This is a genomic window from Selenomonas dianae, from assembly GCF_030644225.1.
Taxonomy (GTDB): domain Bacteria; phylum Bacillota; class Negativicutes; order Selenomonadales; family Selenomonadaceae; genus Centipeda; species Centipeda dianae.
In genome coordinates, this window is the sequence record NZ_CP128650.1 from 1,855,056 (window position 1) to 1,866,413 (window position 11,358).

Consider the following 11,358-nt stretch of genomic DNA (forward strand, 5'->3'; position numbering starts at 1 on the left):
TTCCTCCTTATTCGCCTTTGTTCTTGGCGACTACAGCGTCAGCTATATTCTTAGGAACTTCATCGTAGAAGGAAACCTCCATCGAGTAGTTCCCGCGACCCTGAGTTTTGGAACGGAGATCCGTCGAGTAGCCGAACATCTCCGAGAGCGGCACAAATGCGTTGATGACCTGCACGCCGTTGCGCGGCTCCATACCGTCGATGCGTCCGCGGCGCGAGTTCAGGTCGCCGATCACGTCGCCCATGTACTCCTCGGGAACCGTGACCTCAACCTTGACATACGGCTCAAGGAGCACAGGGTTTGCCTTCTCGGCACCCGCCTTGAACGCCATCGAACCTGCCACCTTGAACGCCGCCTCGGACGAGTCGACCTCGTGGAACGAGCCGTCGTAAACGATAACCTTGATGTCGACCATCGGATAGCCGGCGACCACGCCGCCCTCCATCGCCTGTTTGACACCCGCCTCGATCGGGTTGATGAATTCCTTCGGAATCACACCGCCGACGACCTTGTTCTCGAAGCTGAAGCCCTCGCCCGCCTCCTGCGGAATGAGTTCGAGCCAGCAGTGACCGTACTGGCCGTGACCGCCGGACTGACGGACAAACTTGCCCTCTGCCTTGACCGACTTGCGGATCGTCTCGCGGTACGCAACCTGCGGCTCGCCAACCTTGCAGTCGACCTTGAACTCGCGGAGCATACGGTCGACGATGATCTGCAGGTGCAGCTCGCCCATGCCCGAGATGATAACCTGTCCCGTCTCCGCATCCGTATGAACGCGGAACGTCGGATCCTCCTCCGCGAGCTTCTGGAGGGCGATGCCCATCTTCTCCTGATCGTTCTTTGTCGCCGGTTCCACCGCAACGGAGATAACCGGATCGGGGAACTCCATCGACTCAAGGATAATCGGCTTGTTCTCATCGCAGAGCGTGTCGCCCGTCGTCGTGTTCTTGAGTCCGACCGCCGCCGCAATGTCGCCGCTGTAGACCACGTCGATCTCCTTGCGGTTGTTCGCGTGCATCTGGAGGATGCGGCCGATGCGTTCCTTGTTGTCCTTCGTCGCATTGTAGACATACGAGCCGGAGTTCAGCGTACCCGAGTAGACGCGGAAGAACGCGAGCTTGCCGACGAACGGATCCGTCATGATCTTAAACGCAAGTGCCGAGAACGGTGCCGTATCCGAGGACGGGCGGCTGTCCGCCTCGCCCGTATCGGGGTTCACACCCGCAATCGGCGGGATGTCCGTCGGTGCCGGCATATAGTCAACAATCGCATCGAGGAGGGGCTGTACCCCCTTGTTGCGGTACGATGTGCCGCAGGTGACCGGTGTCATCTGGCAGGCAATCGTCGCCTTGCGGATTGCACGGCGGATCTCATCCTCCGTGACCTCCTCGCCGCCGAGGTACTTCTCCATGAGATCATCGTCTGCCTCAGCGCACGCCTCGATCAGCTTCTCACGGTACTCCTCTGCCTGTTCTTTGTACCCCTCGGGAATCTCGACCTCGTCCGTCACTTTCCCGAGGTCATCCTCGTAAACGATGGCATCCATCTTCACAAGGTCGATGATGCCCCTGAACTCATCCTCCGCGCCGATCGGCAGCTGAATTGCCACCGGGTTCGCATTGAGGCGCTCGCGCATCATCTTCATAACATTGAAGAAATCTGCGCCCGTAATGTCCATCTTGTTGACATACGCCATGCGCGGAACATTGTAGCGCTCCGCCTGACGCCAGACCGTCTCTGTCTGCGGCTCAACGCCGCCGCGTGCGGTCAGAACGGCCACCGTTCCGTCCAACACGCGCAGCGAGCGCTCTACCTCGACCGTAAAGTCAACGTGACCCGGCGTATCAATGATATTGATGCGATGGTCCTTCCAGTGGCAGGTCGTCGCCGCCGACGTAATCGTAATGCCGCGTTCCTGTTCCTGAACCATCCAGTCCATGGTGGCAGCGCCCTCATGAACCTCGCCGATCTTGTGCGTTACGCCCGTGTAGAAGAGAATGCGCTCGGTGGTCGTCGTTTTGCCGGCATCAATGTGCGCCATGATGCCGATATTCCGCGTTTTTTCAAGGGAATATTCTCTTGCCACTGTTTCCTATCGCTCCTTACACTACCGGTAAATATTACCAGCGATAATGTGCGAACGCCTTGTTGGCCTCCGCCATCTTGTGCGTATCTTCCTTCTTCTTGATCGCTGCGCCCGTATTGTTCGCAGCGTCCATCAGCTCTGCCGAGAGGCGTGCATCCATCGTCTTCTCGCCGCGCAGACGCGCATAGCCGACAAGCCAACGGATACCGAGCGTCATGCGGCGATCCGCACGAACCTCGACCGGAACCTGATAGTTGGCGCCGCCGACGCGGCGTGCCTTGACCTCAAGCACCGGCATGACGTTGCGCAGAGCCGTCTCGAACACCTCAAGCGGATCCTGCCCCGTCTTCTCGCGAATCGTGTCAAACGCATCGTAGACGACGCGCTGTGCGACACTCTTCTTGCCCGAGAGCATAACCTTGTTGATAAACTTTGTCACCGTCTTGGAATGATATACCGGATCCGGCAGAACATCCCTCTTCGGCACAGGGCCCTTACGTGGCATAGCCCAACCTCCTAACGATATACTGCCTTACTTCTTCTTTGCGCGCTTCGCGCCGTACTTCGAACGCCCCTGTGCGCGGTTCTGCACACCTGCGGTATCGAGCGAGCCGCGAATGATGTGGTAACGGACACCCGGCAGATCCTTGACACGGCCGCCGCGAATGAGGACGACGCTGTGCTCCTGCAGATTGTGCCCGATTCCGGGAATGTATGCGGTCACCTCGATGCTGTTCGTCAGGCGAACACGAGCAACCTTTCTAAGAGCAGAGTTCGGCTTCTTCGGCGTGGACGTGTAGACACGCGTGCAGACGCCGCGCTTCTGCGGGCTGTTCTTCAGTGCTGGTGCTTTCGATTTCTCCTCAAGGCTCTTCCGGCTCTTGCGAATGAGCTGATTGATCGTTGGCATACTGCACCTCCTTCCTTTGTCGTCGTTTCAAATCTTTTGTATGAAAACGCAAAATTGCGTTTTTACCGTAGGACTGCGACCGCCGCCGCGCCCACATCGAGGCGCACCGCAGCGCCAAGCTGCGCTTTCGTCGCCGAGCGGTCGGGGGTAATCCCTGCGTCCCCACACGCTGCGAGCAAAGAGCCGAGCACGCGCCCGTCCACATCGCTCGCGATGAACACCATCTCCGCCGCGCCATTCCTCACCGCCTTGCACACCTGATGAATACCGGCGACCGTGCGTGCTGTACGCAATTTTTCCAGAGACATAGTTCACCTCCAAAAAGGGGACTGTCACATAATATCATTCGTAAAAACGCTTGTCAACGCATATTTTACAAAGTTTCCTATTTACACCTCTCCTAGCGTATCTTTATTATGGCTTTGTATAAAAAAGAGGCGCATACGCGCCCCCTTCTCATCGTACCACATGAATGCGTTCGCGTCGCTTCTCCCGTTCCTTCTCCTTTGACTGTACGGACGGCTGCGGTCGGCTGCGGTCGGCAATACCGAGCAGCATTCCCATGCCCGCCATCGTCACGATCAGCGACGAACCGCCGTAGCTGATGAACGGCAGCGGCACCCCCACGACGGGCAGCAGTCCCGCCACCATCGCGAGATTCGCCAGTGCCTGCCCGAGCACAAGGAAGATAATGCCGAGCGCGAGCACCTGCCCGAACGTATCCTTGGCACGCGCCGCCACACGCATACAGGTGATGAGCAGCACCGCAAACAGGAAGAAGATCAGCAGCACCCCGAAAAACCCGTGTTCCTGACTGAAAATCGCAAACGCAAAATCCGTATGCGCCTCCGGCAGATACTCATACTTGCTCACACCGTCGCCGAAGCCCATGCCGAAGATCCCGCCCGAACCGATCGTCGAGAGCGACTGCACCATCTGATAGCCCGCATCACGCGCATCCGACCACGGATCGAACCAGACCTCAAGGCGCTTCATGCGGTAGGGCTGCAACGTCCCGATGGCAAACGCCGCGAGCACCGTCGGCGGCACGATCCACAGCCAGCGGCGCGGCGGCACAAGCAGCACAAGCGCCATCAAGAGAGGCACACCGAACACAATGCACGCCGTCCCAAAATCCGGCTCGCGGTAGACGAGGAACGCCATCACGAGAATCGCACCAAACGGCGTAAAAACGCGCCCTCCATCCCGATCAAGCCGAAAGCGTTCCTTGCCGAGCACCGCCGAGATCGAAAACGCCCCCATCAGAACCGCCATCAGCTTTGCGAACTCCGCAGGCTGGAAGCTCAAAGGCCCGAGTGCAATCCACCGCTGCGCCCCATTGATCGTCGTTCCGACAAAGAGCACAGCGATCAGCAGAAACACCGTGATCCCCATCCCGAGAAACATCCACCCGCGCATCCGTTGATAGTTCATGCGCCGACAGAGCCAACACGCAATCAGCCCGAGAAAGACCCACGCCAGATGCCGCTGCAAAAAATAATACGGATTCTCAAAATTCATCGCCGCAAGCACATAGCTCGAACTGAATACATTGATCGTCCCCGTCACGAGGAGAATCGCCATGATGATGACAATCGGCTCCGTCTCACTCTTAAAGAGCGTATAGCGCGTACGCATCACGCACGCCCCACGGGCGGACGCGCCACAACGCGCCCGATCTTCGCCCCGCGTGCGCTGAATTTGCGTTCATACTCCGTCATGATATTGTCCGCCTCACCGAGCGCATGGAGATCGTGCGTCACGCGCGAGAGCTGCCACCCCTCGCGCTCCATTGTTTCAAGCGAGTAGTCGAACAGCCCCATATTGTCCGTCTTAAAGTGAATCTCTCCATCCTCACGCAGAACAGCCGCATACCGTGCAAGGAAAAGCTCGCTCGTCAGCCGACGCTTCGCATGACGTGCCTTCGGCCACGGATCGGAGAAATTCAGATAGATGCGGTCCACTTCGCCGGGTGTAAAGAGCTCCGTCAAATGCACCGCATCAAAAACGAGCAGCCGCACATTCGACAGTGCACGCGCCGCCGCCTTCCGTGCGGCAAAGTAGAGCACCCCCTGCTGCGCCTCAAGCCCGACATAGTTCACCTCGGGATGACGCGCCGCCAGTTCCGTCAGAAAATCGCCCTTACCCACGCCGATCTCCACGTGAAGCGGCGCTGTGCGCCCAAACGTCTCCGCCCATGCTCCCGCGCATTTCGACCAGTCGCCGCCGAGCGGCGTCACAAAGTCCGCATAGTCCAGAATCGCCGCATCAATCCACGGTTTTCGTCTCAGTCTCATAGTATATCCCGCTCATCCCCGTTCTGCCGCGCAGAAAACAGACCGATTACCAAATCTTTCCCGCCATGAACCAGACGCGGTTCTTCGCGTTGTTCTTTACCGACACCGACGAATCCAGCCCGATCCGCTTGGCATAGTCCAGCCGCGCGAACCAGTCGCCCGGCTCACTGTACGCCGCGCCGAATCCCCAACCGCGCAGCGTCACACGATCCGCGCCGTCCATGCCCTTGCTCACACGCACCGCGCCCGCATCGTAGAACGTACTCAGCGTCAGTCCGCGTAGCGGCGTGCGCCAGCGCAGTTCCGCCGTGCCGAGCGCACCCTCGTCGCCCGTCCCCTCGCCCTGCGCGTAGGCACGCACACCGTTCGGACCGCCGAGGTAGAACTCCTCCGAGCTGTCGAGATTGCGACTCGCCTTCTGCCCCGAAACCTTGACCATAAAATCGGTGCTGTGCCCGAGCTGCTGCACCGCCGTCACATCCGCTTCGAGCTTCGCATACGTTCCGTCCTCCGTGTGGTTCAGCGCCCCCAACACACGGCTGTAGTCCGAGTCCAGCCCCAGCGACCCGACCGTCAGATTCGCCGTATAGTTCAGCATCAGCCCGCGCGACCGCTGCATACCGACCAGCCCCGCATAAAGACTGTGGGTGTGCTTCTTGCCCCTCAGATCGAACCCCGTGATGTCGTCATTCAGATTGCGATAGTTATAGCCGTAACGGAAAATGAGACTGCGCTCCGTCAGATGATAGAGCGGAGCCTGTCCGAACAGCGTGAGCGTCAGCGAATTGCCCTCCGCACCGATCGGAGAGAGCTCCCTGCCCACCTTGTAATTCATACGCGAAACACCAATGCCCAGTGTCGAACCGCCATGCCCGACCACCGTTTCATAGTTCGCATAGAAATTGCGCAGACTCCCGTTCGAAATCAGCGTACCGAGATTTACCTTATCGCCCGTCCCCGACGGATCGTAAAGCGTCTCCTGCAGACCGTAGCGATACCGCCCCGTCGACGGGCTGCCGTAGTTCTCTACATAGAAAACCGTATTCGACTCCTTCGAGTCCTCGATGCGCACCGTCAGCTTGCTCGTACCGAACTCCCGTCCGGGGCTCAGCACCCCCACCGCACGCGCTCCCGTCGCATCCGACACCCCGTAAAGCGCTGTCTCCAGACGTTCGGTCGTGATAATATCGCCCGTTTTGAGCCCTGCGATAATACGCCGCGCCACAGGCGTTCTGAGGCGGCTCTTATTCTCGATCGCAATCTCATCGTAACGCCCCGGCAGAACGCGCAGCACCACCACGCCGTCCGTACTCTCCTGCGGCGGCAGATACACCGCAGCAGCAGGATAGCCGTGACTGCGGCAGTAGGACGTCAGCTCGTCCACCGTCTGCCGCAGCTGCGCCATCGTACGCTTCTCCCCCATCCCCTCGGAAAGAATACGCGAAAGCGCATCCTTGTCGAGGACGAGATCGGGTGCCTCCATAATGAAGTTCTCAATCGTAAACTGTGCATCGTCCCCGTCCTGGCGATAGCGCGGCACACCGTCCTCCACACCGATCTCAGACGGCGGCTGCTCACTCGCGACATCCGCCCCCGGACGCGCCAAAGACGGCGCAGCAAGCCCCGCAGTTCCCTGCGCTGCAAGTCCCGCACAAATACACGCCGCAAGCCCTGCACGCAGCATCATACCCTTTTCCATATGGCTCATCCCATCTCGCACGTTCGTATCACAGCTCCTAAACACGGCCAATAATTCGACTACATTCTAGCATTTTCGGGGGGAAAACACAAGGCAGGACGGGCGGCGCGGTTGCAATCCGCATATGATTGCGGTAAACTTTGGAAAAGAACAGTATACAGACAGGAGCATAGATGATGAAGAAAATATTATTCGTCTGCCACGGCAACATCTGCCGCTCCCCGATGGCGGAGTTCGTCATGAAACACCTCGTGCGCGAAGCGGGGCTTGCCGATAAAATCCTTGTGGAGTCCAAGGCGCTCCACCGTGACGAGATCGGCAGCGACACCCATCGCGGCACACGCGAAGTTCTCCGCGCACATAACATCCCGTTCGAGAAACGTCGCGCCACACTGATGACCGCCGCCGACTACAGCGCATTCGATCACATCATCGGCATGGACACCGAGAACATGAACGACCTCGACCGCCTCACGGGCGGCGACCCCGACCGCAAAGTCCGCCGCCTCCTCTCCTATAGCGGCGAGGAACGCGACGTCGCCGACCCGTGGTACACCGGCAACTTCGACGTGACCTATCGTGACGTGGATGCGGGGTGTCATGCGCTATTAAAGGAACTGATAAAAAACGGATAAAAACACACGGACGAAATACATAGGGAATGCGAACCGTACACGCAGAAAGGAACCGCTATGCAAATCCACCCCAAAGGAAAACAAAACGAAGTCCTGGCACTGCCACCGAAGGGACATATTATCGTTTTAGGAACAGCCGGAAGCGGCAAAACCACAATCGCCTTGCTGCGTGCCAAATATTTAAGCACACTCCACAAAAACGACAAGGTATTACTGGTTGCATTCAACAATGCACTGATGGAGTATATGCGCTCTATTCTCCACACCATTCCCGAAAACCTCATCATCAAAAACTATCACAAAGTTGCTTATCAATACCTGCACGCGCGCGGGAAGTGGCCCAGAGGTACAAAAATCGCCGATTCCAAAGAGACATATACATTGGTCGAGGAAGTATTGACCGAACTGCGCAAAAAGTATGCAAAAGAAAGCACCTTCAAACGTCCCACACAATTCTTCGTCGATGAAATTTCATTCATAGAAAAATTTGGCTTTAATGATTTTGAAGAATATGAAGGAAGCGAACGTATTGGTCGTTCCGGCGCTTATCTTGCGCGAAAAAACAGGAAATGGACGTATATGGCCTATGAAAAGTATATCGCTTCGCGTACCGCATCCGGAATGCGGTACGATTGGGATGATATCGCCTTTCATGTCTGCAAAGACCTACAGGAAGATTCATCCGAGCATCTCTACAGGCATATCATTGTCGATGAGGGACAGGACTTGTCGCCGACAATGATCCGCTCGCTGGTCGCCTTGGCTGCACCCGACGGATCTTTTACATTCTTTGGAGATGTCGCCCAGCAAATTTATGGAAGTCGTCTCTCCTGGCGTGATTCCGGCATCAAAACAAATAAGGTATGGTCATTTGATGCCAACTACCGAAACTCCGGGGCAGTCACAGATTTCGCAAAGGACATAACAGAGAGTGCCTATTGGCAGAAAAGCGAGGATATGATCGATCCCCTGCCCTCCCTCGCAGAGGGACCGAAGCCGCTTCTCATCAAATTTGCAGATCGAACCGGTGAATTTCAGTGGATCGTAAAGCAGGCGATCGAACTCGGACAGTTATCCTCGGTCGCCGTCATTTGCCGCACAATATCCGTACGCAACAAATTTAAGAGACTGCTGGAAACCACAAACGCACGTTTTGTCATTATTGACAAATATCTGACGAACGTCACCTATGACAACGGGATTTTCTTAACGACCTTTCATGCCTCAAAAGGCTTGGAGTTTGACCATGTATTTCTTCCCAACTTAGAGGATGACGTTCTGCCCGATCCCAATGTTGTCGAGGATGCCATATCGAAAGAAGAAGCATTTTCGGATGAACTGAAACTGCTCTATGTTGGCGCGACACGCTCAAAATATGGTCTGTATATGACATATCATGACACCTTATCCCCCTTGTTTCCCCAAACAGCTTCGAGCTATGAACGCATCAACGGAGATGAACTCGGATGAATGCCTTTGATATTCTGCAACAGCGCAACGTAACCCGTCTATGTCACTTCACCAAATTTCAAAAACTGCCAATCATCCTGAGTTCCGAGGAAGGCATATTAGCTACTGCCGCCATCACAGCGGATGTAAAAGATACCATCGACGAAAACAGATATGACGGTTTACCGGAATATGTATGCTGTTCCATACAGTATCCAAACTCATGGTTTCTGGAAGGAGCGAAACAAAGAAATGCGGACAGACTCTTTCGGGACTGGGTCGTCCTATACATTTCTCCAACGATATTAAACTGCAAATCTGCAAAATTTTCCCCCGGCAACGCGAGTGCGGAGCACGGGAAATACATTCATGATCGCATGGAGGAAATCGACGCCATCTTTGCCGATACCGTCCCCACCTTCAAATACCCCCGGCCAAAGACCATGCTTCCCTCCTGCCCCACCGACGGACAAGCAGAAATATTGATCCATCATAATATTCCACGTCGATTTATCATCGGAATCGCGGTAAACGATGTGGCGCTTGCGAAGCGCGTTGATGCTTTGCAGGAGATGAACACAGCCGATGCTCCGCGCCCGATCAGCATCGCCCCCGATATAATGAGCAGTGCATGGAGCACGCAGGTAAAAAAAGGGCTTGTTCCCAAAGAGTACATATACAATCCTTCGGAGGGGTACTAAAATGACGCCATCTATTCCAACAATTGCCGAAAAATGCAAAGGCGCTCTGCTTGCCACCGCAGTCGGCGATGCACTTGGCTGGCCGAACGAACGCCCGTCAAAAACACGGGGGGTGACAGGAACAGTAAGTACACATTTTATCGAATGGGTACGCAAAGGAAACGCGCCCACGTATCAGAGTGAAACCATCTTACCGGGAGAATACAGCGATGATACACAACTGACCTTATCGGTCGCCCGCAGCATCATTGCAGGAAATTGGGAAGTTTTTTTTATGAAACAGGAACTTCCATTCTGGCTGAATTACCAGCGCGGGGGCGGAAGAGCCGTATTAACGGCGGCGCGCTTCTACAAAATCAAAAGCAACTATAAATTATGGGAATCCGGTAAAAAGCGGGATTATTTCAATGCGGGTGGAAACGGTGCCGCCATGCGTATCCTGCCTCATGTCATAGCCAATGCCGCAAGCAACAATATTGCACCGCTGATGATTGATGTCTTTCGAAACACCATGATCACACACGGTCATCCGCGTGCATTTTTAGGCGCTCTGTGCTACGCCTTCGCACTGAACCATCTTTTACGAAAAAAAACCGATCTAAAACGTGGAGAACTGATACAGGCTGTACTGGACGGAAAATGTCATTGGGGCGAACTTACGAACTTTCATATATTCGATGATTGGATCATCACTGCACCGCCATATGGGGAACATGATTTTCGTACAGAATGGGAAATCACCTGCACACGCATGACGAATCAGCTTGCAATGCTTCTCAAAGAACTGCCAAAAGGCGCATTTCTGAACGATCGTGACATCCTTGCGCGACTGGATTGTTTTGGAAAAGCAAGCGGAGCGGGAGACGTTACCATACTCGCGGCTCTGTATCTAAGCACCAAGTATGCCTCCAACCCCGTCTTAGGCATTAAAGTCCCCGCTTTCTCCCACGGCGCAGACACCGATACCATCGCCTCCATAACAGGCGGCTTATTGGGTATGCTGAACGGCATGGACTGGCTTTTGCCGGAATGGTTGGAAGTCCAGGACTACACCTGTCTGCTGCATATTGCAGATCTCCTTTTGGCAGAGAACGGGAAGGAGCTTGTAAAGGCGGAAACCATCGCACTCGAAAAAGAAGAAGACGAATGGCAAAGCAGCCCGATCGGAAAGATGAAGCCGATCCTCGTTGAAGATACTTCAACAGATAAAACAATTTCGAAGTGGAGAACAGCCTTGGGACAAACCCTGTACCGAAGGGATCAGCCCCATAAGAATCGGTCTGCACAGCCAACAACGGATATGCCACAGCATACGGCATGGATCGAAAAAGACCCCCCGTCGACAGAATTTACTCCTACGGAGACACCTCCTATCTTTAGCCTCTCAAAAGAAGGAATCACAGCCCTGCGCGAGGATCCTGTTTTCAACAAAAAAATCACCTGTGGAAAGATTCTCGATGCCGTCGCTCTGCTGCTGGAAAACACCCTTACGCCTGAGAAAATTGCGAAGAAATTACGCCTGCATACGTCTATGGTTGAACAACTAAAACGCTGCATAAGATAAACGCCCCCCATCGACAT

At 55.3% G+C, this 11,358-nt stretch carries 11 protein-coding genes; 4 read left to right on the forward strand and 7 right to left on the reverse strand.

The genetic code is table 11. The features are described from left to right. Positions 1-7 precede the first annotated feature (7 nt). The 7 genes from fusA to QU667_RS09170 all read right to left on the reverse strand — a co-directional run bounded on the left by fusA (position 8) and on the right by QU667_RS09170 (position 6,992). Positions 8-2,086 (reverse strand): elongation factor G, encoded by a 2,079-nt coding sequence (gene fusA / locus QU667_RS09140; RefSeq protein WP_304986869.1) that lies wholly within the window; start codon positions 2,084-2,086, stop codon positions 8-10. A gap of 34 nt (positions 2,087-2,120) precedes the next feature. Beyond that, entirely contained in the window at positions 2,121-2,591 is a 471-nt protein-coding gene (gene rpsG / locus QU667_RS09145; protein ID WP_006692921.1) for a 30S ribosomal protein S7, read from the reverse strand. 27 nt (positions 2,592-2,618) lie between these two features. Then, positions 2,619-2,996, reverse strand: coding sequence for a 30S ribosomal protein S12 (rpsL, locus tag QU667_RS09150; protein ID WP_006692922.1), 378 nt, complete (start codon positions 2,994-2,996; stop codon positions 2,619-2,621). A gap of 62 nt (positions 2,997-3,058) precedes the next feature. Next, complete coding sequence (locus QU667_RS09155; RefSeq protein WP_304986870.1) at positions 3,059-3,304, reverse strand: ribosomal L7Ae/L30e/S12e/Gadd45 family protein; 246 nt, start codon at positions 3,302-3,304, stop codon at positions 3,059-3,061. A gap of 148 nt (positions 3,305-3,452) precedes the next feature. Beyond that, positions 3,453-4,634 carry an FtsW/RodA/SpoVE family cell cycle protein gene (locus tag QU667_RS09160; protein ID WP_304986871.1) on the reverse strand — a complete coding sequence of 394 codons (1,182 nt, stop codon included), beginning with the start codon at positions 4,632-4,634 and terminating at the stop codon, positions 3,453-3,455. Further along, complete coding sequence (trmB, locus tag QU667_RS09165; RefSeq protein WP_304986872.1) at positions 4,634-5,293, reverse strand: tRNA (guanosine(46)-N7)-methyltransferase TrmB; 660 nt, start codon at positions 5,291-5,293, stop codon at positions 4,634-4,636. Before trmB ends, QU667_RS09160 begins: the two co-directional genes overlap by 1 nt. 46 nt (positions 5,294-5,339) lie before the next feature. Beyond that, positions 5,340-6,992: a ShlB/FhaC/HecB family hemolysin secretion/activation protein gene (locus QU667_RS09170; RefSeq protein WP_304986873.1), complete on the reverse strand. Its 1,653-nt coding sequence runs from the start codon at positions 6,990-6,992 to the stop codon at positions 5,340-5,342. Between the two features lie 176 nt (positions 6,993-7,168). Between QU667_RS09170 and QU667_RS09175 the strand changes: the two genes are divergently transcribed. The 4 genes from QU667_RS09175 to QU667_RS09190 are packed head-to-tail and all read left to right on the forward strand — an operon-like array spanning position 7,169 to position 11,341. Further along, the gene (locus QU667_RS09175) at positions 7,169-7,627 is read left to right on the forward strand and encodes a low molecular weight protein-tyrosine-phosphatase (RefSeq protein ID WP_304986874.1); all 459 of its coding nucleotides are present in this window, start codon (positions 7,169-7,171) and stop codon (positions 7,625-7,627) included. A 57-nt stretch (positions 7,628-7,684) separates the two neighbouring features. Next, a complete protein-coding gene (locus QU667_RS09180) occupies positions 7,685-9,097 on the forward strand; it encodes a 3'-5' exonuclease (protein WP_304986875.1) in 1,413 nt (470 codons plus the stop codon). After that, on the forward strand, positions 9,094-9,777 hold the full coding sequence (locus tag QU667_RS09185; RefSeq protein ID WP_304986876.1) for a DarT ssDNA thymidine ADP-ribosyltransferase family protein: 684 nt from the start codon (positions 9,094-9,096) through the stop codon (positions 9,775-9,777). Before QU667_RS09180 ends, QU667_RS09185 begins: the two co-directional genes overlap by 4 nt. A 1-nt stretch (position 9,778) precedes the next feature. Next, on the forward strand, positions 9,779-11,341 hold the full coding sequence (locus QU667_RS09190) for an ADP-ribosylglycohydrolase family protein (RefSeq protein ID WP_304986877.1): 1,563 nt from the start codon (positions 9,779-9,781) through the stop codon (positions 11,339-11,341). Positions 11,342-11,358: the final 17 nt, after the last annotated feature.

Coding starts and splice junctions, on each gene's coding strand:
- QU667_RS09185 (WP_304986876.1), top strand. CDS start 9,094: ATGAATGCCTTTGATATTCTGCAACAGCGCAACGTAACCCGTCTATGT.
- QU667_RS09155 (WP_304986870.1), bottom strand. CDS start 3,304: ATGTCTCTGGAAAAATTGCGTACAGCACGCACGGTCGCCGGTATTCAT.
- rpsG (WP_006692921.1), bottom strand. CDS start 2,591: ATGCCACGTAAGGGCCCTGTGCCGAAGAGGGATGTTCTGCCGGATCCG.
- QU667_RS09180 (WP_304986875.1), top strand. CDS start 7,685: ATGCAAATCCACCCCAAAGGAAAACAAAACGAAGTCCTGGCACTGCCA.
- QU667_RS09160 (WP_304986871.1), bottom strand. CDS start 4,634: ATGCGTACGCGCTATACGCTCTTTAAGAGTGAGACGGAGCCGATTGTC.
- QU667_RS09175 (WP_304986874.1), top strand. CDS start 7,169: ATGAAGAAAATATTATTCGTCTGCCACGGCAACATCTGCCGCTCCCCG.
- rpsL (WP_006692922.1), bottom strand. CDS start 2,996: ATGCCAACGATCAATCAGCTCATTCGCAAGAGCCGGAAGAGCCTTGAG.
- QU667_RS09190 (WP_304986877.1), top strand. CDS start 9,779: ATGACGCCATCTATTCCAACAATTGCCGAAAAATGCAAAGGCGCTCTG.
- trmB (WP_304986872.1), bottom strand. CDS start 5,293: ATGAGACTGAGACGAAAACCGTGGATTGATGCGGCGATTCTGGACTAT.
- QU667_RS09170 (WP_304986873.1), bottom strand. CDS start 6,992: ATGGAAAAGGGTATGATGCTGCGTGCAGGGCTTGCGGCGTGTATTTGT.